Raw genomic sequence first — 23297 nt, 5'->3', positions numbered from 1 at the left:
TACCCCGCCACCAGAGGGCGTTACGGCCAGACCGCCGGAAATTCAGGCAGGCAGCACCCGCCCGCCCAGAGAATTGGCGCCGCTCTCGATGATTTCCACCCGGCGCAGGTCGCCCGACTGCACGGTGGAGTCGCTCACATGCACCGCGTGCAGGTAATCCGACTTGCCCACCATCTGTCCGTCGCGCCGCCCGGCCTTCTCGAACAGCACGCCCACCTCGCGGCCCACCATCGCGTCCTGGATCGCGCGCTGCTGCTCGGTGATCAGCGCCTGAAGGCGGTGCAGACGCTCGGTCTTCACCTCCTCGTCCAGCTGCGCACGCTCCGCCGCGGGCGTGCCGGGCCGTGTGGAATACTTGAAGGAATAGGCGTAGCCATAGCGGACCTCTTCGATCAACGCCATCGTGTCCGCGAAATCCGCCTCTGTCTCTTCGGGGAAGCCCACGATGAAATCCCCCGACAACAGGATATCGGGCCGTGCCGCGCGGATCCGCTCGATCAGCCGGATATAACTTTCCGCGGTATGGCTGCGGTTCATCCGCTTCAGAATCCGGTCGCTGCCGGACTGCACCGGCAAGTGCAGGTACGGCATCAGCTTGGCGCACTCCCCATGCGCCGCGATCAGGTCGTCGCTCATGTCGTTGGGATGGCTGGTGGTGAACCGGATGCGCTCCAGCCCGTCCACCTTGTCCAACTCCCAGATCAGCTGCGCCAGCGACCAGTCATTCCCGTCCGGCCCCTCGCCATGGAACGCATTCACGTTCTGACCCAGCAAGGTAAGCTCGCGCACACCGCGTTCCACCAGCTCCTTCGCCTCGTCCACGATGCGGCTGACCGGGCGGCTTACCTCGGCGCCACGGGTATAAGGCACCACGCAGAAGGCGCAGAACTTGTCGCAGCCCTCCTGCACGGTCAGGAACGCGGTCGGGCCCCGCTTGGCCTTGCCACCGCGCTTGCGCAGCGTCTCGAACTTGTCATCCAGCGGAAACTGCGTATCCAGCGCCTTGTCCCCACCCCGTGCCTTGGCCTCCAGCGCTGGCAGGTTGTGATAGCTTTGCGGCCCCACCACCAGGTCCACCATCGGCTGACGGCGCATGATTTCCTCGCCTTCGGCCTGTGCGACACAGCCCGCCACGCCGATCTTGAGGTCCGGCTTGGCGTCCTTCAGCCCCTTGAACCGGCCCAGCTCCGAATAAACCTTTTCCGCGGCCTTTTCGCGAATGTGACAGGTGTTGAGCAGAATCATGTCCGCGTCGTCGGGCGTGTCCGTCTCGACATACCCCGCGCCGCCCATGGCCTCGGCCATGCGCTCGCTGTCATAGACGTTCATCTGGCACCCGTAGGTCTTGATGTATAGCTTCTTCGCTTCGGACATGGCCACACCCTGCATCTCAAGCGGTTTCAAGGCGCCTGCCTACACCACCTGCCGCCCGACTTGCAATGCGCCGCGAATTGCGGAATTTTACCGGCGCAGCCCCAGAGGATGACGATGCAGTACCCCACCCTCTCCGCCTTTTTCGACAGCCCCGGCACCGCGCTCGCCAAGGGCCCCGTCGCCATGATCTTCGTCGAGGACGAGGTCGAGGTCGACAGCGCCATCCGCCACCACCTCGACACCGGGTTTGCGTCGGTGCTGGTTTTCATGCCCCACGCCTTTGACCTGGCCCCCGACGTGGCCGACCGGGTCGAGCGGATCGGCCATGACATCGCGGCGGGCGACAGCTTCGTCGAGGCGGTGAACCGCGTGATCGAGGCCGCACCGGGCCTCTGGCTCTATTATTGCTTCAACGCCGAATACCTGTTCTTCCCGTTCTGCGAGACGCGCACCGTGGGCGAAATGCTGGCCTTTCACACAGAGGAACGTCGCGACGCGATGTTGAACTACGTGGTGGACCTCTATGCCGGCGATCTCGACCGCCACCCCGGGGCGGTGTCGCTGGAGGATGCCCATCTCGACCGCTCGGGCTATTACGCGCTGGCGCGTAACGACCCCGACAACCACAACCACCCGCGCGAACGGCAACTGGATTTCTTCGGCGGCCTGCGCTGGCGCTACGAGGAGCACATTCCCCCCGAACGTCGCAAGATCGACCGCATCGCACTGTTCCGCGCCAAGCCGGGGCTGGAACTGCGTCCCGATCACACCTTCAACGACGAAGAATACAACACCTATGCCTGCCCGTGGCACCACAACCTGACGGCGGCGGTGGCCTCGTTCCGCACCGCCAAGGCGCTGAAACGCAACCCGGGCTCGACCTTCGACATCCACACCTTCAAGTGGCACAATTCCGCGCCCTTCGAATGGCATTCGCGGCAATTGCTGGATCTTGGCCTGATGGAACCCGGCCAGTGGTTCTGAAGTGACCCTAGCGCGTGGACCGACGCCGCGCCGCCCAGATCCGCAAATCCAGGATCACTTTCACCGTGGCGCCCAGCGCCAGCGCAAATAGCGCGTACTTGCTCACCGTTTCCATCGTGCCTTGAATAAGAACCGCGTGCAGGCCCGTGCCCGCAACGATCAGCACCGCCAGCGCCGTATGCGCCCGCCGCCATGTCATCGGCCGCACCCCCAGCCGCTTGCGCATCACCGCCAGCGCGGCGGTGGCAAAGATCAGCCACATCACCAGCACGCCCCAGACCGAGAACGGCGTGGGCGAGCGCAGCAGCAACGCATCCACCACGTCCGGCGGGCTGGTCAGCCACAGCCCGCCCACATGCAGCACCACCAGCGCCACGATCCCCGCGCCGACCCAGCGATGCACCCGCCGCCCCTTCAGCGCAGGCACACCGGGCAGGTATCCGCCCGCCAGCAAGGGTTGCAACAGCATCAGGGCAAAGCCCACGATCCCGGCAAAGCCGGCCAGGATGTAGATCGGTTGGCGCCATTGCAGCAGCGGGCTGAACCCCGCCGCCACGACGGGCACAAGAAGGGCGGCGCAGACCGCCGCCCATATCGAAAGCTTGCGAAACATCAGGACTTTACGCCGGGACCAGTACGAACTCCACGTCAAGTGAAGTCTGCCCCGGGCTCGTCATCACCGGGCGCAGGAACACCGTCTCGAAGCCGCCATCGTCATACTCGGCATCATAGGCCAGATGGCCGTGCGGCTGACCAAAGGCAGGCACGATCTGCGGCATGTCCATGACGAACCGCCCGTTCCGGTCGGTCAGGGTCGCACCATGGCTTTCCGGGTCGCGCTCGTGCCCCTCGGTGGTGTGCGCCCACATCTGGATGCGGCGGCCTTCAAGCGGCGCACCATCCCCCGCACGACGCACCGTGCCGGTCATGGAAAAGCCGCCATTGCCAATGCGCTCCACGATCTGCGCACCGGGGCGATAATTGTTGGCGCCGCCCGGCATCGTCGGCGTCGGCTGCACGCCCGCCGCTCGCGCCGGCACGATCAGGCCCGATCCCAGAGCCACGGCGGCGGCCGCGCTGCCGGTCGCCATCAGCTTGCGTCGATTGATCAGTCGGGGTCTCATATCGGTCTCTCCTGTCAGGTCGGGGGCGCAGGCTGCCATACCGGGCACAACCTGCGCCATCATACCCTATTCAAGATAACGCCGATCCGCCGCAGGCAAACCGCCCTCACGCCACCGTGACCGCGCGAATTCGTCCCGATCGGCGGCGTTCGGCCCAGCCGCCATCGATGACGCGGCATCGCCGCTCAGCGTCATACCGCCTGCCCGGTCCATTCCGGCAGCGGAAACACCATGTCGTACAGCCAGTTAAAGCCCAGCGCATAGACCATGTAAAACAGGGCGAACGACAGATCCATCACCAGCGCGTGCCACAGCGAGACCTGCAAATACCACGCGATGAACGGCATCAGCACCACCAGGAGCCCAAGCTCGAACAGGCCCGCATGGACAACGCGCACCATCGCGGTCTTGCGAGTCGAGCCTGTCCGGCGCCGCAAGACCAGGTCGAAGCCGAAATTGAACACCATGTTCCAAAGCGTGGCGATGGTCGCGCTGACAAGGCCGACCACCCCGATATCATGCATCGGCATGCCAAAGGCCACAGCTCCCAGCGGAACGATCAGGATCAGGGCGATGATTTCAAAGCTCAGCGCATGGCGCAGACGGTCAAACGGGGATCTCATGGAACCCTCCCACATCTAACCGGGCCGTCCCGGATGCAAACTACCCGTTTGGGGAGGTCGTCCTCTGCACAGTCAGATGCGGCTTCATCGCGCCGCTTTCAAGCGACACCGCTCGGATCGTGGAAGATGTGGCAGAAAAGGCACCACCCGCGCGTCGTATCGCGGTCCCGGTTACTGCCGCAGGTTCATCAACGCCCGCGTGATCGCGCTATGCTCGCTCGCGTTGCCGCTACCCAGGTCGCTCATCGCCGTCAGATAGCCGCTGCCGGTCTCGGTGCTTTCCAGCCAGTCGACACCGTAAGCATAGACACCCTGCATCCGGTCATGCATCACCGGGTATAGCGCCCGCTCCTGCCAGATCGCCGTCATGCACAGCCCCATCAGACAAACCTGAACGCCACGCGCCCACTTGCGGGCGGTCTTGCCCTTGGCCTGGCGTTTTTCGAGGCGTACCTCTTGGGGAGAGCGCATGAAGGTCATGCGTACAAAGTCCCCGAATCCCGTGGCAATATTGTGGCGATACTCGGACCAAACCGGGACATCTCAAGGTTTAGTTGATAGGAGCCTCGAGGCTAAAGGTTCTCCGGCTGCGGCATCCCCAGCACGTGATAGCCGCCATCGACCTTGATCACCTCGCCGGTGGTGCAGGCGCCCGCCGGGCTGGCCAGGTACACTGCCGTGCCCCCGATCGCCTCCAGCGTGGCATTGGCCCGCATCGGCGAATTTTCCTCGGTGTGCCGAAAGGTCCGCCGCGCCCCGCCGATGGCCGCGCCCGCCAGCGTCTTCATCGGCCCGGGGCTGATCGCGTTGACGCGGATCTTGTCGGGGCCAAGATCGTTGGCCAGGTAGCGCGTCGTCGCCTCCAGCGCCGCCTTGGCCACGCCCATCACGTTATAGTTCGGCACCACCCTGTTCGACCCCTGGTAGGTCAGGGTCAGCATCGTGCCGCCGTTCTCCTTCATCATCGGATAGGCGCGCCGGGCGATCTCGATGAAGGAATAGACCGAGATATCCATCGAATGCTTGAAATTCGTCCGGCTGGTGTTCAGGAACCGCCCAGACAGCTCGGACTTGTCGGAATAGGCGATGGCATGCACCACGAAGTCGATCGTCGGCCAGGTTTCGGCCAGCTTGGCAAAGGCCGCGTCCAGCGACTCGTCCTTGGTGACATCCACATCCATCAGGATGTTGGACCCCACCGAGTTGGCCAGCGGCTCGACCCGCTTGGCAAACGCCTCGCCCTGGTAGGAAAAGGCCAGCTCCGCGCCCGCCTCGTGCATCGCCTTGGCGATCCCCCACGCGATGGACCGGTCATTCGCCACCCCCATGATCAGGCCGCGCAGTCCTTGCATAGAATTTGTCATCCGGCGTCCTATCCGTCGAACCGGCTCAGCAGCATCGAGCCATTCGTGCCGCCGAAACCGAAAGAGTTGGTCATCACCGTATCAAGCCCGGCATCGTCCACGCGGGCCGTCGCGATCTCGCCCTCAAGGATCGCGGGGTCCAGCGTCTCGACATTGATCGACGGGATGATGAAATCGTGGTGCAGCGCCAGCAGGCAATAGATCGCCTCCTGCGCGCCCGTGGCCCCCTGGCTGTGCCCGGTCATCGACTTGGTGGAGCTGATGGGAGGCACCTTGCCCTCGCCGAATATCCGGCGCACGGCCTCCACCTCACCCGCGTCACCGACCGGGGTCGAGGTGCCATGCGCGTTGATATAGCCAACCTTGCGATCCTCGGGCAGCGTCTGCAGCGCCAGGCGCATCGCCCGTTCGCCGCCTTCGCCGCTGGGGGCAACCATGTCATGCCCGTCGCTGGTGGCGGCATAGCCCGTCACCTCGGCATAGATCTTGGCGCCCCGCGCCTTTGCATGCTCCAGGTCCTCCAGCACGACGATCCCGCCGCCGCCGGAAATCACGAATCCGTCGCGGCCCGCGTCGAACGCCCGGCTCGCCTTTTCGGGGGTGTCGTTATACTTCGACGACATCGCGCCCATCGCGTCGAACAGGCAGCTCAGCGTCCAGTCCAGTTCCTCGCCGCCGCCTGCGAACATAACGTCCTGCTTGCCCATCATGATCTGTTCCGCCGCATTGCCGATGCAGTGCAAGCTCGTGGAACAGGCCGAGGTGATGGAATAGTTGATGCCCTTGATCCGGAACGCCGTCGACAGGTTGGCGCTGATCGTCGAGGACATGCATTTCGGCACCGCGAATGGCCCGATCCGCTTGGGGCTGCCCTTTTCCAGTACCGTCTGGTGCGCCGCCAGCATGGCCGAGGTGGACGGCCCGCCGGACCCTGCCACCAGCCCGGTGCGCGGGTTGACGATTTCGCCCTCGTCCAGCCCGGCATCGGCGATGGCCTGCTGCATGGCGATATGCGCATAGGCCGCACCCGGCCCCATGAAGCGCAGGGTGCGCTTGTCCACATGCTCGGTGACGTCCAGCTTGACGTCCCCGGCGATCTGGCTGCGGAACCCGTGTTCCGCCATCTGCTCGTTGGCGGTGATGCCCGAACGTCCCTCCTTCAAGGAGGAAAGGACTTCCTCGGCATTGTTGCCGATGCTGGAGACGATCCCCAGCCCGGTGACGACGACACGACGCATGTTGCCTCCCTACCTGATTGTTCGCGTTGTAGGGCATGCAAGGCGGCGGGTGCAAGATCAATGCCGCGTCCGGGAGGCTATCCCACCAGGGAAAAATGCTCCGGATCGATCGAGATCGTCCAGTGAACGCCCTCTGCGTCCAGGTGGTACAGCGCTTGCGTGCCCAGCATCGACGGCGCCAGCGAGGTCAGCACCGTGCTGCCGAATCCCGGCGCGTCTTCCTCGGGCGGATGCGCCAGGCTGCGTTCCTGCCAGCTCAGGTCCAGAACGCGGCCACCGGCCCCCTGCCCCAGCTTCCAGTTCAACTGCACCTCACCGGCGTCATGCGCCAGCGCGCCGTATTTCATCGCGTTGGTGGCCAGCTCGTGCAGGGCGATCCCCAACGTCTGGACCGCCTGCGGCAGCAACCGCACCTCCGGGCCCGACAGGCGGACACGCGCATCGTTTTCAACGGTGAACGGACGCAGATGACCCATCACCAGGTCGCGCAGGTCCGCATCGTCCCACTGCCCGCCGACCAGCAGATCGGTCGATTTCGACAGCGCCGTGATCCGGTCTCCGAACTTCGAGTTGAATTCCTCGACCGACGTCGCGCCCCGGGCTGTCTGGCGCTGCACAGCCGACACGATGGTCAGCATGTTCTTGGCCCGGTGGATGACCTCGCGCGACATCAGCTCGCGGGCTTTCTCGGCTTTGCGCAACTCGCTGATGTCACGGTGGATGTTGGAAATCGCCACCACGTCGCCATCCACGCCCCGGATGGGCGCACAACTGATCCAGACCTCGCGTGCCGTGCCGTCGCGGGCTATGCGCGCCGCCTCGAACTGGCTCAGTCGCCCCGCGATGATCTCGTCACGATACCATGCGACGGGCATTTTCTCGTCCTCGGGGTACATGGTCGCCAGCGATCTCCCGATGATCTCGTCGCTCGAATACCCGTAAAGCCGCTCCGCCGCCGGGTTCCACGACGTGATCTTGCCCTCCAGGTCATAGGTCAGGATCGCGTCCGACGTCCCCGCCACCAGCGCGGCCAGCGCGTTGCTGTCCACCGCCGTGCGTTTCAGCGCGTCCCGTTCCTGGTGGCGCTGCGTCACGTTGCGGTGCTGGATCGTCAGAAAGGGCTGCCCTTCGAAAACAAGCCGCGTTGCGGTCAGCTCGAACCAGCGTTTCACGGTGGGGCTGTCACAGGGGTATTCGCACACGAACGGATCGCCCGAGCGCAGCGTCATCTCCAAAGAGTCCGCAATCAGCCGGGCTTCCATGCTCGACTCGCCGTCCGCCGCCCGACAGATGTCGAAATAGTTGCTGCCGACATAGCCCGAGGGCGCCCCGTCATTCTCTGCACCGAACTGCTTCCAGGCGGAATTGGCCGCGATGACCACGCCGTCGGCATCCACGATCACGAACTCGTCCGGCAGCGCGTCTATGAATTCCGTCACGCCCATCCGGCCGACCGGCCCGAAAGCATCACTGTTGGTCTGCACGCGCTCTTGCCTCGTTACTCTATTGCGGTTGCGACCCTACGTGGGGACGATGTCCCACAGGCACAACCTTGGTATAATCGAAGCGACCTTATCCCAGCCTGTTCGCCCCGCTGCAATAAACTCGTTTAATTGTAGTTAACTTTACGTGACGTAAGCGAAAAATCGCCGAAATGCCGCAAAATCAGTCACTTAACCCGGCGCCGCACCCCTATGCCGCGAGAACTTGAGCGATTCTGCCCGTTGTGGCAGCATTTCGGCCAGATCGCGCCCATCGGCGCGTTGGACATTTGGAAATGACGTTGCGTAATGCGCCTCCGTCCCGCCAGCCGGGCCTCGACGACACCACCTTCCTGGTCTGCATCGGGGCGGCGAAATGCGCCACCAGCTGGCTGCACGCCTACCTTTGCGACCTGCCCGGCTGCGCCCCCTCGCCGCTCAAAGAGGTGCATTTCTTCGACGCCAGCCACCCCGAACACGCCCTGGGCGATCCCGACGCGCTGGCGCTGGCACGGCTGAAATTCCATCTCGACCAGCCGGGCGCGACAGCCGATACCCTGAAACGCAGCCCCGCGTTCCGCGCCAGCCTCGACCGGGTGCAAATGGTTCACGACGACAGCGCCTATTTCCGCCACTTCGCCGGTCTGCGCGGCCCGGATACCCGTTGCGTCGCCGACATCACGCCGGGCTATTCCGCCATCGGCCCGGCGGGCCTTGCCGATATCCGCGATGTCTTCGCCCATCAGACCTGCCGCCTGCGCCTGCTCTTCATCATGCGCGATCCGGTCACCCGCTTCTGGTCGCAGCTGCGCCACCTGGAACAGATCGCGCCCGACACCCGCGCCACGCAGGACTGGGACAGGGTCCGCCACATGCCCGCCCTTGTCGCGCGGGCCGACTACACCGGAATCGTCACCGCCCTCGACGCCACCTTCCCGGCAGGCGACGTGCTCTATCTCTTCTACGAAACCCTCTTCACCGAGGCCGCCCAGCGCCGCCTCTGCGAATTCATCGGCCTGCCCCATGCCCCGGCGGACGCCGGCACGGTCCGCAACGAGACCACGCTCAAGGCCCCGCTACCCCGCGACGCCCGTGACGCGCTCGCGGCCCAGCTTGCGCCGCACTACGCCTTCTGCCGCGACCGCTTCGGCGCAGAGGTGCCCACCGGCTGGCAAGACTGACGGCCGGAAAAACTTTGAACCATCGCGCGCCGCGCGCCGACCCATCCCCGTACAACACGCGCCGATCATCCGTGGCGCACCAACGGAGGATACCAGAATGCCCGAAGATCTCGCACCCAGCTTCACCGACGACACCCTGCTCGACCCCGCGACCCGGTCACTGGCCGAGCGCATGGCCGACGACATCATCGCCCGCAGTGTCATGCAATCATTCGAGCCCAAGGATCAGGAACCCGTTACGATGAAGGAATTCGCCGAGCCCGAATGGGACAGCCTCGTGCCGCCCGACATCTCGGACAGTTTCGACTTCCTGCTCTAGGGCGATACGAACAAAGGGTCGCGCTTCAAGTCTCGCTGAGCGCGACCTTCATGTCCTTGACCTGGTAAATCACCTCGCCATCGGCCTCGACCCGGCCATCGGCCACGCCCATGGTCAGGCGCCGCGTCTGCACGGCCTTGGTGAAATCCACATAATAGGTCAGCATCTTGCGGTCCGGGCGGACCATGCCGGTCAGCTTCACCTCGCCCACGCCCAGCGCATAGCCGCGCCCCTGCCAGCCGCGCCAGCCCAGGTTGAAACCCGTCAGCTGCCACAGCCCGTCAAGGCCAAGGCACCCCGGCATGATCGGGTTGCCCGGAAAATGACACTCGAAGAACCACAGGTCCGGCTTGATGTCGAACTCGGCCACCACATGCCCTTTGCCATGCGGCCCGCCATCGCCCGAAATATCGGTGATCCGGTCCATCATAAGCATCGGCGGCTCGGGCAGCTGCGCATTGCCGGGGCCGAAAAGCTCGCCACGTGCGCATTTCAGCAGGTCTTCGCGGTCGAAGCTGCTCGGGAAGTCGGCCATAGGGTCGCACCCTTTTCTCTATTGGTTCCGTTACCTGATCCTGTAACACCCCGCAAAACCCCCGCGCAAGCCCTGCCGCAATGCGCTATGGTGCAGAATTTTGTTTGAAATTCCCCCGCCACGCCCCCTATATTGATCGGGAGACAGGAGCTTTCATGACCGACACCGAGGCAACAACCCGAGGCACCGAATGGCTCGCAGGTGCGGGCCTGCGCCCGACCCGTCAGCGCGTTGCGCTGGCCACGCTGCTCGTGGGCGACGGACAGCATCGCCACGTCACCGCCGAAAGCCTCTTTGCCGCGGTCTGCGAAAACGGTGACAGCGTGTCGCTTGCCACCGTCTACAACACGCTCCGCGCCTTCTGCGACGTGGGCCTGCTGCAAGAGGTCACGGTCGACGGGTCCAAAAGCTATTTCGACACCAACACCCACGATCACCCGCATTTCTTCTGGGAGGACGAACAGCGCCTCTCCGACGCGCCCGCCGACGAGCTTGAGATCGCCCGCCTGCCCGGCGCCCCCGAAGGTGCCGAAATCGCAAGCGTCGACGTGGTGATCCGCCTGCGCCGCAAGTCCGGCTGAACTGCCCGGGATGCGCGCCGCTTATTACGAAACATTCGGAGCCCCCGAAGACGTCCTGATCATTGGTGAGGTCGACACCCCCACGCCCGGTCCGGGCGAGGTTCTGGTCCGGTTGACCCATTCCGGCGTGAACCCGTCCGACGCCAAGTCCCGCGCGGGCACCCGCCCCGGCGTGACCAAGCCCGATTTCCCGCGCATCATCCCCCATTCCGACGGCGCCGGCACGATCTTCGCCGTTGGCGAAGGCGTCGACCCCGCGCGCATGGATCAGCATGTCTGGATCTGGAATGCCCAGTGGCAACGCGCCCACGGCACCGCGGCCGAAATGATCGCCCTGCCCGCCGACCAGGCCGTGCCCCTGCCCGAGGGCGTCAGCCACGAGGTCGGCGCCACGCTCGGCATCCCGGGCCTGACCGCGTGCCAGACCGTTTTCGGCGGCGGCGAAGTGGCGGGGCAGACTTTGCTCATCTCCGGCGGCGCAGGGGCCGTCGGCCACATGGCGGTGCAGCTGGCCAAATGGGGCGGTGCCACCGTCATCACCACCGCCTCCGCCGACGCCGCCGATTACGTGGCCGACACCGGCGCCGATCACGTGCTCGACTACCGCGACAACGATCTGACCGCGAAAATCAAGGACATCGCCCCCGGGGGCATCGACCGCGCGGTCGAGGTCGAGTTCGGCACCAACGCCGCTCTGCTGGCCGAGGTGATGAAGCCTCTGGGCACGATCGCCACCTACGGCTCGGCCAAGGACATGACGCCGGAACTGCCCTTCGGCGCGATGCTGTTCAAGGCCCTCAAGATCGACATTTCCCTGATCTACATCCTGCCCCCGGCGGAACGCGCCGCGGCCATCGCTCGCCTGCACGCGGCCCTCACCGAAGGCGCGCTGAAGCCCGCGATTCACGCCTGCCTGCCGCTCGCCGATTGCGTCACGGCGCATAACATGGTGCTCAGCCCCGGCCGCCGCGGCGCGGTCCTGCTGGAAACCGTCTAAGCAGCCCTGCCTGCCATCGCAGCAGACCACACAGCTCAAGACAGCTCTACAGCTTCGCGAACTCCGCGCCGAGATTCCTGGTGCTGGCACCGGTCTCCAGCCGTTCGAGCATCGACGTGATCTTTTTCCTCCGCCGCCGCGAGCGGATCTGCCGCGCCTCGAGCTTGTGCGGTTTCAGCCGCACCCGCTCACCCTCGGCGTCCATGTCGAATTCGCGCACCGCGGCCACGACATGGTTGGCCTGGTTGGTCGCGCAGACCGCCATCAGCTTCAGACAGCGGTCCTGCAGGTCCGTCTCGTCCCCGCTGTGCCCCGCCCGGCGGGCAACATCCTTGAAGGTTCCGATATCGACATATCCGCCTGACGGGATCGGCCCCTGCCCGGTCACGTTCGCCGGCTGCTCCATTTCCTCTTTCCGCAATTCCTCGCGGTCGACAACGCTGGACACATTGACGTCCTCGCCCGTGTCGAGAGACGCCAGAACGTCCAGCAGGTAAGCGGGCTGCGCGCCCATGTTCGACACCAGGCACCGGGCCTGCATGTCCTGTCCGCCGCCGCGATTGATCAGGATGCTGGACCGGCGCTGCTGGATATACCCGCTCAGGAAGATATGCAGATAGACCAGCCACACGACCGTCGTCGTTAGGCTGGCCGCGATCTGAACGATCTCCACGTTCTCTTTCAGAAAGTCCAACATTGTCGTCACGTCTCTTGCTCTTGCCGGCGTTTGCACAAGAGCCAACGCAATTCCCGCGCGCGTGTTCCCGACCGCGGGCGACACGAAAAAAACGCGCGCAACGCCAATGCGTCACGCGCGTTCAAAATATCGGACGCCTCGCTTTACCCCGAGACGCGCACGCCAGGGCGCGGCAAGGCCGCCGCCCTCGCGGCGTGGGTCAGCTGGCGATCTCGACCAGTTCCACGTCGAATGTCAGGTCCTTGCCCGCCAGCGGGTGGTTGGCATCCAGCGTCACCTGCTCGTCGGTCACTTCGGCCACCATCACCTGAAGGGTCTGGCCCTGCGGCGTCTGGACCTGCAGTTGCGTGCCGATATCCAGCGGGATGTCGTCGGGAATGTCGGCGCGCGGCACCGCCTGCTTGGCGGCGGGGTCCAGCGGGCCATAGGCCTCGTCGGCGGGCACTTCCACGGTCTTCTTGTCGCCCACTTCCATGCCCGGAATGGCCTTTTCAAGTCCCGGAATGATCTGGCCCGAGCCCACCTCGAATTCCAGCGGGTCACGTCCCTCGCTGCTGTCGAAGGTCGTGCCGTCGGCCAGCGTGCCCTTGTAATGAACTTTTACCGTATCGCCGGATTTCACCTGCGTCATGTGGTTTCCAATCTGTTTGGGGGATGGGTTTCCAAGGCCGCGCCTCGCGCGGGTGCTTGCTTGTCTGGCCCAAAGCTAACCTGCCGTGGCGGCGATTGCAAACAGGGTTCCAACCCCGTTCCAGACGTGCCACTCTGCCCCGAACCACCCTGCACCCAAGGCCTGCAATGCCCATCACCACCTGCATCTTCGACGCCTACGGCACGCTTTTCGACGTGGCCGCCGCCGCCCGCACCGCCGCCAATGAGCCGGGGCGCGAGGCCTTCCGCGCCCATTGGCCCGCCATCGCCGAACACTGGCGCCTGAAACAGCTGAAATACACCTGGCTGCGCGCCATCACCGGCGATCACACCGATTTCTGGACCGTCACCCGGGACGGGCTCGACTGGGCGCTCGAAGCCGAGGGCCTGGCGGACGACACCGACCTGCGCGAACGCCTCCTGCAACTCTACTGGGAGCTTGAGGCCTACCCCGAGGTCTCCGCCATGCTGCACGCCCTCAAGGACAACGGCATGAACACCGCCATCCTGTCGAACGGCTCGCCCGACATGCTGGACGGCGCGGTGAAATCGGCGGGCATCGGCGACGTGCTCGATGACGTGCTCTCGGTCGAAAGCGTCGGCGTCTTCAAACCCCACGCCAGCGTCTACGACCTCGTCGGCGACCGCTTCGGCTGCGCTAAGTCCGAAGTCCTCTTCGTCTCCTCCAACGGCTGGGACGCGGCAGCGGCGGCGGGCTTCGGCTTCACCACCGCCTGGGTCAACCGCGCGGGCGCCCCGATGGACCGCCTGCCCGCCACCCCGGGCCATGTCCTGACGGACCTGACCGGCATCCCGGAGCTTGCCAGGTAATGCCGCACTTCACCACCTCCGACGGCCTCTCGCTGCACTACACCGACGAGGGAACCGGCACGCCCATCCTCTGCCTTGCCGGTCTCACCCGCAACGTCACCGATTTCACGTACCTCGTGCCGCACCTTTCAGATCACCGCGTCATCCGCCTCGACTATCGCGGGCGCGGCCTGTCGGAATACGCCGAGGATTACATGACCTACAACATCCTGCGCGAAGGCCAGGATGCCATTGAACTCATTGACCACCTCGGGATCGAGAAAACCATCCTCATCGGCACCTCGCGCGGCGGCCTCATCGCCATGGCGCTCTCGCACAGCCACCCCGACCGCCTTGCCGGCGTGGTGCTGAACGATATCGGGCCGGAAGTGGCCCCCATCGGCATCGAACGCATCATGGATTACGTTGGCAAGACGCCGCCCTTCGACACTCTCGACGCCGCCGCCGACGCGCTGGCCGCAGGCCATGCACGGGACTTCCCCGACATCCCCCTCTCCCGCTGGCGCGAACAGGCCGAGTTCATGTGGCAGGACGCCCCCTCGGGCTGCATCACCCTGCGCTACGACCCCCGCCTGCGCGACGCGCTGGTCGGACAGGCTGGCGCGGGCGAGACCGTGGACCTCTGGGCACTCTTCGACGGGCTGAAACCCATCCCCACCGCCTCGATCCGGGGCGAGAACTCCGACCTTTTCACCGCCGAGACCCAGGCGCAGATGCAGACGCGCCACCCCGACATGATCACCACCGTGGTGCCAGATCGCGGCCACGTCCCGTTCCTTGACGAGCCACAATCGCTCGCCGCCATCCGCCAACTGCTGGATATCGCGCGATGACCGACATCACCCTCATCCGCGCCGCCGCCGAGCGGCTGAAGGGCCACGTCCGCCGCACGCCGCTGCTGTCGTCGCCCTTCCTCGACGAGATCGCGGGCCGCCGCATCCTCGTCAAACCCGAGTGCCTGCAACACACCGGCAGCTTCAAGTATCGCGGCGGCCGCTCCGCCGTCTCGGCGCTCGATCCCGAGACCCGCGCCCGCGGCGTCATCGCCTTTTCCTCCGGCAATCACGCCCAGGGCGTGGCCCTCGCCGCCCGCCAGATGAGCGCCCTCGCCGTCATCATCATGCCCGCCGACGCGCCACAGCTGAAGATCGCCAACACCCGTGCCCTCGGCGCCGAGGTCGTCCTCTACGACCGCGCAAACGGCGAAAGCCGCGAGGAGCTGGGCGAGAAACTCCAGGCCGAGAGGGGCCTCACCCTCATCCGCCCCTATGACGAACCACAGGTCATCGCGGGGCAAGGCACCTGCGGCTTGGAAATCGCGGAACAGGCGGGGGACCTTGGCATTCATGAGGCCGAAATGCTGGTCTGCTGTGGCGGCGGCGGCTTCACCTCCGGCATTGCGCTGGCGCTCGAGGCCGACGCGCCCGGCTTCACCGTCCGCCCGGTGGAACCCGAAGGCTTCGACGACGTCACCCGCTCGCTCGCCTCGGGGCAGATCGAAACCAACGCGGCCGTCAGCGGCAATATCTGCGACGCCATCCTCACCCCCGCCCCGGGCCAGATCACCTTCCCGATCCTCAAACGCCTCGTTGGCCCCGGCATCACGGTCTCCGAGGACGACTGCCTGCGCACCATGGCCCACGCCTTCCAGCGCCTGAAACTGGTTGCCGAACCCGGCGGCGCCGCCGCGCTGGCCGCCGCGCTCTTTCACGGGGATCAATTGAACGCCGACACGGTCATCGTCACCATCTCGGGCGGCAATGTCGACGCGCCGATGTTCGCGCGAGCGCTGGAGACGCTCGCAAAATGAAATTTCGCGCTGTGACTATGACCAGGTATGCACTGGCCACATTTATGTCGCTATTAGGCTCTGCTAGTATAGCGACTGACAAATCCGAGCTTGTCACAGCGCTGATCAAGAACGGCAGCCATGAGTATTTCAACTCGCGCCATAGGGTCGAAATTGACGATTGCACCATGACGCTCGAACACTGGATGGATCGTGCAACCATGGGGCCAGTGTTGTGGACCTCGAACACGTTCCAAATGCAGGACGTGATCTTTCGAAAACCTGCAAATCAGAGCACAGGAGACTTTTTGCACATCCTGCCAGAAAAAGGCTCGGAAGACCCGGAAGTTGCAGTGGTCGTTTTCCTAATGCGCTCAGGCACATACAGCAATCAAGAACGGTCAAACGCACTTGGTGCCTCGCCTGAAAGTAAACCCTCTCCTAGAAACGACGGAACAACACATCACGTTTCCAAGTCCAAGAATTTTGTCCTTGCCCTACAGGGGCCGGGAACGGGCGAAAAAGCGCGAATTTTCACAGCAGCTTTTCGCGCTTACGTGGATAACCACTGCAAGTTCACGAGCTAGCGCAATTTCGACAGGGCCATTTCCATGACCGACTTCACCATCGCCAGCTTCAACGTCAAGAACCTGATCGGCCCCGACCGAGAATACTACGAATTCCAGTCCTACACCCCCGAGGAATACGCCTGGAAACTCGACTGGATGGCCGACCAGATCCTGACGCTCGACGCCGACGTGATCTGCTTCCAGGAGATCTTCGACAAGGATGCCCTGCACGCCGTCATCGACGAGGCGTCATTGCGTGCCCGCGCCCTCAACGACGCGGCCATTCCCGACCGATCGAAACGCTATCACCGCAAGGCGATCTTCCGCAAACTGGCCGTCACGCCCTATGACAATGCCACGGTGGCCTTTGCCCCCAACGCCGCCGACACCGGCGAGGCGGGCAAACGCCGCCCCGGCGTCGCGATCCTGTCGCGCCTGGGCTTTCAGGGCACGCCCGAGATCATCCAGGACCTCGAAGAACCGCTCTCGATCCCCTTCCAGCCCCTGCGCGGCATGGAGGGCGCCCAAGACGCCGGGCATTACGTGCTGCGCCGCCTCTCGCGCCCCGTCATCAAGGCCCGCATCCCGGTGGGCGGACAGGTCGTCACCGTCTTCAACTGCCACCTGAAATCCAAGCTGGGTGAATACATCAAGCCCGAAGGCGCCGACCATGCCCCCGAAGAGGACCTGACGCACTACGATCCCATCGGCCGCGCCATGGGCGCGCTGCGCGCCACCGTCCGCCGCATGTCCGAGGCGTGGGTGCTCCGCCGCGAGGTCGTGCGCGAGATCGAATCCGGCCACCCGGTCATGGTGCTGGGCGATTTCAACGACGGCGAACATGCCGTCTCGTCCGAGATCATCACCGGCGAGGCGCCCTTCAAGAACTATTCGTGGATGCTGCGCCACGACGCGCAAAACCGCTCCGACCGCTATTCCGACGAGGAAAACCGCCAGATCACCGAGGACGTGGAGCGGGTGCGGCTCCACTCGGCGGAAAAGATGTTCGTGCGCAAGTCCCTGCGCGACATGGTCTACACCTCGGCCTTCGGTGGCGTCTACGAGAGTATCGACCAGATCTTCATGTCCCGCCACTTCCACCCCGACAATCCCGACCGGACCGGCGACATGACCTATTTCAGCGTCTTCAACGACCATCTCACCGACGGCTCGCACCCCGAGGCGCCCTATAACAAGCTGGCCTCCGACCACGGCCAGATCATGGCGCATATGCGCATGAAAGGCTGACACTATCGGCGTGAAGCTCGCTTCGGGCCATTGGTCCGCTCTCGCCTTAGACCTCGTCCCGCACGAACTGGCAAACGTATCGCACTGATTCGGCGCCCCCCTTTCACGCGCGTGGCCGTGCATTATGCGGCCATCCGGAATGACTGGCGACGGCCCCTCATTTGGGCTTCGCGAGAAAGTCTTCGGGTCCAACTGCTTACCCGCCGAAGCTGCGACGTCTGACCGAATAACAACTAGAAATATAAAGATCTGTTGACATGACCCATGGCCACGAGTCATTTATAAGGGATTAAACGACCGCCTTTTTGGCAATGATTTTTTGATTTCAAGTTCGCAGTTTTCTGGTCAAAGCACATTATTCAAAGGAAATTTTCCATGCCCAAGGATCGTGCAGAATCCACCTATCGCGTCCGTGTCGAAGCCGCCGAACTGGCCAGGCACCGAAACCATCCCGAACATCGCGCCAACCCGGACGAGGCCCGCTACGGCGCCGCCTGCTATCCGATGAGCTTCACCAAGGGGCTCGATCACGACAACACGACCGGGCTCGTCGCCGACACCGGCGACTTCGAGGCGTTCCGCAAGGCCATCGACAACGGCTTCTGCGAACCTTTCACCACTCGGGTGCCCGTCCCGCGCGGCCCCGACACGGACGGCAACACCAATCCGCAGCGTCGCTTCTGGGAGGCACCGACCGCCGGCCTTGTCCACGACCTGCAAGGACCGGATTCGCAGGCCGTCACGATGCCCCCCGCGCCCGAACTCTGCTCGGACGAACTGGCCTTCGAGATGGCCGAGGTCTACGAGCTTGCCATCCTCCGCGACGTGCCGTTCACCGCGTTCGAGGAAGGCTCGGGCAATGCCGCCGTGGGCGGCTCTGCCAACCGGCTGAACAACCTCGCCTATGCGGCCGATGGCTTTCCCGGTCGCCCGCGCAAGACCGACGACGCCGGCAATTTGTCGACCGGCACCGTCTTTCGCGGCTCCTCCCCCGGCGTGCTGAACGGCCCCTACCTGTCGCAATTCCTGCTGATCGGCTCCTCGCCCGGTGCGAAAAAGCCCGAACAGGGCCTCATCGAGTACGGCGCCCAGCTTGTCGACCAGACGGTGCCCGTGGCGAAAGAGGGCGACGACTACATGACCACCTGGAACAAGTGGCTGGACGTGCAGCGCGGCTATGGCGGCACCGGCATCCAGGACTTTTCGCTGGATCAGCGCCGCTTCATCTGCACGCCGCGCGACCTGGCGACCTATGTCCACTTCGACGCGCTCTACCAGGCCTACCTGAACGCCACGCTGCTGCTTCTGGCCCAAAAGGCGCCCTTCGATCCGGCCTTCGACCTGTTGTCAGGCCCGCCGGGCGACCGGCTGATGACCGACGCCGCGACCGGCACCAAGGTGCCTTACAACGCCGGCGGCTTCGCGCTCTGGGGCGGCCCTCACATCCTCAGCCTCGTGACCGAGGTCGCCACGCGAGGTCTCAAGGCCGTGCGCTACCAGAAGTTCAACGTCCACCTGCGGCTCCGCCCCGAGGCGCTGGCGGGCCGGCTCGCCCGTGCCGATGAGATCGAAAAGCGTTTCCCGCAGATCTGCGGCTGCTTCACCGACATGCGTGACGCGCTGAACGAAACCCTGACCGCGCTCGACAACCACCCGACCAGCGGCAACGGCGCCGATGCGGCGCTGCTCCCAATGGCATTCGGCGAGGGATCCCCCATGCACCCGACCTACGGTGCGGGCCATGCCACCGTCGCCGGCGCCTGCGTGACCATGATCAAGGCGTTCTACGACACCTCCACGGTCTTCGTCCGCATCACGAACCCGAAAGACGAAACCGACTGTGATGCAGGCTTCTACGACAAGGCCGCGATCCATGACGCCCTCTGCGCCGGCAAGGTGGTCGAGGCCGGCGCCTATCACTGCGAGATGTTGACCAAGGAGGAACAGAAGAAGGCCGAGCATTGCAAGAAGGACTGTGTCGTTCACCTGCCGATGTCCAAGCTCGTCTTCAAGCCATGCGGCACCTACAAGCTGGTCAAGAAGAACACGAAGAAGAAAATCGCGGAACATGTCGTGCTGCACCCGGTCGACAAGAAGACCCCGTGCTGCCCGCTCACGCTCGAGGGCGAGTTGAACAAGCTCGCCGCCAACATCTCGATCGGGCGCAACATGGCCGGGGTCCACTACTTCTCGGACTATTACGACAGCCTGCGCATGGGCGAGCAGATCGCCATCGGCATCCTCGAAGAGCAGGCTCTTTGCTATCCGGCGGACGACTTTGTCATGTCTGTCCCCACGTTCGACGGTAAGATCCGCCGGATTGGGCGCAAATAGCGTCCGCCCCAAGCAGCGGCCCGGGTGCTCTCCCTGCCCGGGCCGTTCGCGATGGACAAGGCCGGCATGTTGTGGCTCTCTGCGCCAATGCCGCATGTTCATCTCAACGATATATCCATCCACTACCTTGACGAGGGCGACGCGGGCGGCTCCCCTGTCGTCTTCGCTAATTCGCTGGGCACCGACCTGCATCTGTGGGACGCGATCCTGCCCCACCTGCCCGCCGGTCTGCGCCTCATCCGCTATGACAAGCGCGGCCATGGCCAGACCAGCGTGCCGCCCGCGCCCTACGCCATGGGCACGCTCGTCCGCGACGCCGAGGCGCTGCTGGACCATTTGAACGTCCGCGACTGCGCCTTCGTCGGCCTCTCCATCGGCGGGCTGATCGCGCAGGGGCTGGCGGTCAAACGCCTCGACCTCGTCCGCTGCATGGTCTTGTCCAACACCGCGGCCAAGATCGGCAACCACCAGCTCTGGCAGGACCGTATCGATGCCGTCCGGTCCGGCGGGATCGAGGCGTTGGCCGATGCCACCATGGAACGCTGGTTCTCCCGCGACTTCCTCGCGACACCCGACTTGCAAACCTGGCGCGACATGCTGACCAGCCAGCCGGATGAGGGCTATATCGGCTGTTCGGCGGCCATCTCCGGCACCGATTTCTACACCCCCACCAGCGGCCTGCGCCTGCCCACGCTGGGCATCGCCGGCTCCGAGGACGGCGCCACCCCGCCCGACCTGGTGCGCGAAACGGTGGACCTGATCCCCGGCTCCGAATTCCACCTGATGCGCCGCACCGGCCACCTGCCCTGCGTCGAGGCGCCCGAGGCCTATGCCGCACGCCTGACGCAGTTCCTGACTGACACAGGCCATATCTGAGCCGGCCACACACACCGCGCCCTTCCCGCCATGACCGGCCCCGGCTACAGTCGAACGCAAAGACCCAGACCGGAGCCTTCATGTCGTCGCGCCTGCCCACCGCGTTCATTCTGATCACCGTCGTGATAGACGCCATGGGCATCGGGATCATCATCCCCGTGATGCCCGAGCTGATCATGGATATCGACGGCGGCACGCTTGCCTCGGCGGCGGTCTGGGGCGGGGTGCTGACCTCGCTGTTCGCGGTGATGCAGTTCCTCTTCGGGCCGATGGTCGGCAACCTCTCCGATCGCTTCGGGCGACGGCCGATCCTCTTGGGCTCGCTGCTGATCCTTGCACTCGACTACATGGTGATGGCCGTGGCCCACGCCATGTGGCTGCTTGTTCTCGGGCGCCTCGTCGGCGGCATGATGGCCGCCACGCAATCCACCGCCGCCGCCTTCATGGCCGACACCTCGCCGCCGGAAAAACGCGGCGCGGGCTTTGGCCTGGTGTCGGCGGCCTTCGGCATGAGCTTCGTGCTCGGCCCCGTGATCGGCGGTTTCCTGGGCGATCTGGGCCCCCGCGCGCCCTTCTATGCCGCCGCCACGCTGGCCTTTGCCAACTTCCTCTTCGGCTGGGCGGTGCTGCCCGAGACCATCACGCCCGACCGCGCCCGCCCCTTCGTCTGGGCCCGCGCCAACCCCTTCGGCGCGCTGAAACAGATCCGCGCTCTGCCCGGCCTCGGGCGCCTGCTGGTCGTGCTGCTGCTCTATCAACTGGCGTTCAACGTCTACCCCGCCGTCTGGTCCTATTTCACCACCGCCGCCTTCGGCTGGGACCCGTCGATGATCGGCCTTTCGCTCGGCATCTTCGGCATCTCGATCTTCGCCGTGCAGGCGGGGCTGATCGGCCTCACCATCTCGCGGCTGGGCGAGGCCGGGACCGTGGTGCTGGCCCTCGGCTTCGCGATCGTCAGCTTCGCCGTTCTGGGCGTCATCTCCAATGGCTGGCTGGCACTCGCCCTCACGCCCATCTCGGCGCTGGCCGCAATGTGCGTGCCCGCGCTGCAGGCCATCATGTCCCGCCGCACGCCACACGATGCCCAGGGCGAGCTTCAGGGCATCTTCACCTCCGTCGGCGCGCTGGCCATGATCATCTCGCCGCTGATGATGACCAACATCTTCGCCGCCTTCACGAGCCCCGATGCATCTTTCCGTCTACCCGGCGCCCCCTTCCTCGCCGCGCTTCTGCTGGTGGCCCTTGGCCTCGTCCTCTTTCTCACCCGCAGGCGCCACGTATCCGCCGATTACGCCGCGACAGGTCGCAATCGGCCTTGAAACCGCTTGGAAAAACCGATCAGGCTGGCGGTTAACGAACTCCGGGAGGGACCATGAAAACCATCAAAGCCGCCGTGTGCCACGAATTCGGCACCCCCCTCGTGGTCGAGGACGTGCGCCTGCGCGCCCCCGAACAGAACGAAGTCGAGGTCGCGCTGGAAACCGTGGCGATCTGCCATTCCGACATTTCCTATGCCGACGGCGCATGGGGCGGCTCCCTGCCGGCAGTCTATGGCCACGAGGCCGCGGGCCGCATCTCGGCCATCGGCGACGGCGTGACCGGCCTTGCCGTGGGCGACCCGGTGGTGGTCACGCTGATCCGCGCCTGCGGGCAATGCCCCAGCTGCGGCGCGGGCCGGCCCACGGGCTGCGAAACGCCCTTCGATGGCGATCACGGCGCGCTGTCGACAGCGGATGGCGGCAAGTTGCACCAGGCCATGGCCTGCGGCGCCTTTGCCACCGACGTGGTCGTGCACCACTCCCAGGTCGTGAAGATCCCCGAAGGCATGGCGATGGACGCGGCCTCGCTTCTGGCCTGCGGCGTCGTCACCGGCGTCGGCGCGGTGGTCAACGCGGCCCAGCTTCGGGCCGGACAGGACGTGGTGGTGATCGGCGCGGGCGGCGTCGGCCTCAATGCCATCCAGGGCGCGCGCATCGCCGGCGCCCGCCGCATCGTCGCCGTCGACATGACAGAGGACAAGCTGGCCGACGCGAAAGCCTTCGGCGCCACCGACGGCGTGCTGGCCTCCCAGGACAAACCATGGCGCGCCGCCAAAGCGGCGATGGGCCGTGGTGCCGACGCCGTGCTGGTCACCGTCGGCGCCGCCCGCGCCTATGACGAGGCCCCCCGCTACATCGCGAGCGGCGGAAAGGTCATCATGGTCGGCATGCCTGCCACGGGGGCCCAATCGACTTACGAGGCCGCAAACTTCGCCGCCGCCGGACAGAGCATGGTCGGTTCCAAGATGGGCGACGTGGTGATCCGCCGCGACATCCCCTGGATGATCGACCTCTACGGCCAGGGCCGGCTGAAACTGGACGAACTCATCTCCAACCGCTGGACCCTCGACCAGATCAACGACGCCATCGCGGACACCAAGACCGGCAATGCCCGGCGCAACGTCATCATGCTGCGATAGGCCGCCACCGGGCGCGGCATTTTCCGGCGACCGTCGTACGGTC

At 65.1% G+C, this 23297-nt stretch carries 25 protein-coding genes; 14 read left to right on the top strand and 11 right to left on the bottom strand.

Annotated elements, in window-relative coordinates; translation table 11 throughout:
• Positions 1–42 precede the first annotated feature (42 nt).
• Positions 43–1374, bottom strand: a complete 1332-nt coding sequence (miaB, locus tag RBB18_RS09670) for a tRNA (N6-isopentenyl adenosine(37)-C2)-methylthiotransferase MiaB (protein WP_306110996.1) — start codon at positions 1372–1374, stop codon at positions 43–45.
• Between the two features lie 114 nt (positions 1375–1488).
• On the opposite strand from miaB, the gene RBB18_RS09665 reads away from it, so the two are divergent.
• Entirely contained in the window at positions 1489–2358 is an 870-nt protein-coding gene (locus RBB18_RS09665) for a hypothetical protein (RefSeq protein WP_103761911.1), read from the top strand.
• A 7-nt stretch (positions 2359–2365) separates the two neighbouring features.
• Here RBB18_RS09665 and RBB18_RS09660 read toward each other — a convergent pair whose 3' ends face one another.
• The 7 genes from RBB18_RS09660 to RBB18_RS09630 form a co-directional block, all read right to left on the bottom strand.
• Positions 2366–2971: a ferric reductase-like transmembrane domain-containing protein gene (locus tag RBB18_RS09660; protein ID WP_103761703.1), complete on the bottom strand. Its 606-nt coding sequence runs from the start codon at positions 2969–2971 to the stop codon at positions 2366–2368.
• A gap of 7 nt (positions 2972–2978) precedes the next feature.
• Positions 2979–3482, bottom strand: a complete 504-nt coding sequence (locus RBB18_RS09655) for a Twin-arginine translocation pathway signal (RefSeq protein WP_103761912.1) — start codon at positions 3480–3482, stop codon at positions 2979–2981.
• Between the two features lie 191 nt (positions 3483–3673).
• Positions 3674–4105 (bottom strand): PACE efflux transporter, encoded by a 432-nt coding sequence (locus RBB18_RS09650; RefSeq protein WP_103761913.1) that lies wholly within the window; start codon positions 4103–4105, stop codon positions 3674–3676.
• A gap of 171 nt (positions 4106–4276) precedes the next feature.
• A complete protein-coding gene (locus RBB18_RS09645; RefSeq protein WP_103761704.1) occupies positions 4277–4585 on the bottom strand; it encodes a hypothetical protein in 309 nt (102 codons plus the stop codon).
• 92 nt (positions 4586–4677) lie between these two features.
• Positions 4678–5469 carry an enoyl-ACP reductase gene (locus RBB18_RS09640; RefSeq protein WP_103761705.1) on the bottom strand — a complete coding sequence of 264 codons (792 nt, stop codon included), beginning with the start codon at positions 5467–5469 and terminating at the stop codon, positions 4678–4680.
• An 8-nt stretch (positions 5470–5477) separates the two neighbouring features.
• The gene (gene fabB, locus RBB18_RS09635) at positions 5478–6707 is read right to left on the bottom strand and encodes a beta-ketoacyl-ACP synthase I (protein WP_103761706.1); all 1230 of its coding nucleotides are present in this window, start codon (positions 6705–6707) and stop codon (positions 5478–5480) included.
• 77 nt (positions 6708–6784) lie between these two features.
• Positions 6785–8191 carry a PAS domain S-box protein gene (locus tag RBB18_RS09630; RefSeq protein ID WP_146049956.1) on the bottom strand — a complete coding sequence of 469 codons (1407 nt, stop codon included), beginning with the start codon at positions 8189–8191 and terminating at the stop codon, positions 6785–6787.
• Between the two features lie 293 nt (positions 8192–8484).
• Here RBB18_RS09630 and RBB18_RS09625 point away from each other — a divergent pair, with 293 nt between their 5' ends.
• Entirely contained in the window at positions 8485–9369 is an 885-nt protein-coding gene (locus RBB18_RS09625) for a sulfotransferase (RefSeq protein WP_306110990.1), read from the top strand.
• Positions 9370–9466: 97 nt separating this feature from the next.
• Positions 9467–9688: a hypothetical protein gene (locus RBB18_RS09620; RefSeq protein ID WP_306110989.1), complete on the top strand. Its 222-nt coding sequence runs from the start codon at positions 9467–9469 to the stop codon at positions 9686–9688.
• Positions 9689–9713: 25 nt separating this feature from the next.
• Here the strand turns inward: RBB18_RS09620 and fabA are convergent, their stop codons facing one another.
• Positions 9714–10223: a bifunctional 3-hydroxydecanoyl-ACP dehydratase/trans-2-decenoyl-ACP isomerase gene (gene fabA, locus RBB18_RS09615; protein ID WP_103761710.1), complete on the bottom strand. Its 510-nt coding sequence runs from the start codon at positions 10221–10223 to the stop codon at positions 9714–9716.
• A 155-nt stretch (positions 10224–10378) separates the two neighbouring features.
• On the opposite strand from fabA, the gene irrA reads away from it, so the two are divergent.
• Together irrA and RBB18_RS09605 are read left to right on the top strand one after the other, a co-directional pair.
• Complete coding sequence (gene irrA / locus RBB18_RS09610; protein ID WP_057795915.1) at positions 10379–10804, top strand: iron response transcriptional regulator IrrA; 426 nt, start codon at positions 10379–10381, stop codon at positions 10802–10804.
• A 10-nt stretch (positions 10805–10814) separates the two neighbouring features.
• Positions 10815–11801, top strand: coding sequence for an NADPH:quinone reductase (locus tag RBB18_RS09605; RefSeq protein WP_306110988.1), 987 nt, complete (start codon positions 10815–10817; stop codon positions 11799–11801).
• A 46-nt stretch (positions 11802–11847) separates the two neighbouring features.
• Here the strand turns inward: RBB18_RS09605 and RBB18_RS09600 are convergent, their stop codons facing one another.
• A complete protein-coding gene (locus RBB18_RS09600) occupies positions 11848–12507 on the bottom strand; it encodes a hypothetical protein (protein ID WP_146049957.1) in 660 nt (219 codons plus the stop codon).
• A gap of 190 nt (positions 12508–12697) precedes the next feature.
• A complete protein-coding gene (locus RBB18_RS09595) occupies positions 12698–13129 on the bottom strand; it encodes a peptidylprolyl isomerase (protein WP_103761713.1) in 432 nt (143 codons plus the stop codon).
• Between the two features lie 167 nt (positions 13130–13296).
• Here RBB18_RS09595 and RBB18_RS09590 point away from each other — a divergent pair, with 167 nt between their 5' ends.
• The 9 genes from RBB18_RS09590 to RBB18_RS09550 all read left to right on the top strand — a co-directional run bounded on the left by RBB18_RS09590 (position 13297) and on the right by RBB18_RS09550 (position 23254).
• The gene (locus tag RBB18_RS09590; RefSeq protein ID WP_306110987.1) at positions 13297–13980 is read left to right on the top strand and encodes a haloacid dehalogenase type II; all 684 of its coding nucleotides are present in this window, start codon (positions 13297–13299) and stop codon (positions 13978–13980) included.
• A complete protein-coding gene (locus tag RBB18_RS09585; RefSeq protein WP_306110986.1) occupies positions 13980–14813 on the top strand; it encodes an alpha/beta fold hydrolase in 834 nt (277 codons plus the stop codon). Before RBB18_RS09590 ends, RBB18_RS09585 begins: the two co-directional genes overlap by 1 nt.
• Complete coding sequence (locus tag RBB18_RS09580) at positions 14810–15790, top strand: threonine/serine dehydratase (RefSeq protein ID WP_306110985.1); 981 nt, start codon at positions 14810–14812, stop codon at positions 15788–15790. Before RBB18_RS09585 ends, RBB18_RS09580 begins: the two co-directional genes overlap by 4 nt.
• Complete coding sequence (locus RBB18_RS09575) at positions 15787–16356, top strand: hypothetical protein (RefSeq protein WP_306110984.1); 570 nt, start codon at positions 15787–15789, stop codon at positions 16354–16356. The genes RBB18_RS09580 and RBB18_RS09575 overlap by 4 nt, the downstream gene beginning before the upstream one ends.
• Before the next feature lie 24 nt (positions 16357–16380).
• Positions 16381–17586, top strand: coding sequence for an endonuclease/exonuclease/phosphatase family protein (locus tag RBB18_RS09570; RefSeq protein ID WP_306110983.1), 1206 nt, complete (start codon positions 16381–16383; stop codon positions 17584–17586).
• Positions 17587–17961: 375 nt separating this feature from the next.
• Positions 17962–19920 carry a hypothetical protein gene (locus tag RBB18_RS09565; protein ID WP_211286108.1) on the top strand — a complete coding sequence of 653 codons (1959 nt, stop codon included), beginning with the start codon at positions 17962–17964 and terminating at the stop codon, positions 19918–19920.
• An 87-nt stretch (positions 19921–20007) separates the two neighbouring features.
• Positions 20008–20796 (top strand): 3-oxoadipate enol-lactonase, encoded by a 789-nt coding sequence (pcaD, locus tag RBB18_RS09560; protein ID WP_306110995.1) that lies wholly within the window; start codon positions 20008–20010, stop codon positions 20794–20796.
• Between the two features lie 80 nt (positions 20797–20876).
• Positions 20877–22115 carry a TCR/Tet family MFS transporter gene (locus RBB18_RS09555; protein WP_306110982.1) on the top strand — a complete coding sequence of 413 codons (1239 nt, stop codon included), beginning with the start codon at positions 20877–20879 and terminating at the stop codon, positions 22113–22115.
• A 53-nt stretch (positions 22116–22168) separates the two neighbouring features.
• Entirely contained in the window at positions 22169–23254 is a 1086-nt protein-coding gene (locus RBB18_RS09550; RefSeq protein WP_306110981.1) for a zinc-binding dehydrogenase, read from the top strand.
• Positions 23255–23297: the final 43 nt, after the last annotated feature.

Origin of the sequence: Roseovarius sp. MMSF_3298 (genome assembly GCF_030733705.1) — a bacterium.
Taxonomy (GTDB): Bacteria; Pseudomonadota; Alphaproteobacteria; order Rhodobacterales; family Rhodobacteraceae; genus Roseovarius; species Roseovarius confluentis.
This window is presented reverse-complemented; position numbering and strand designations above follow the sequence as displayed.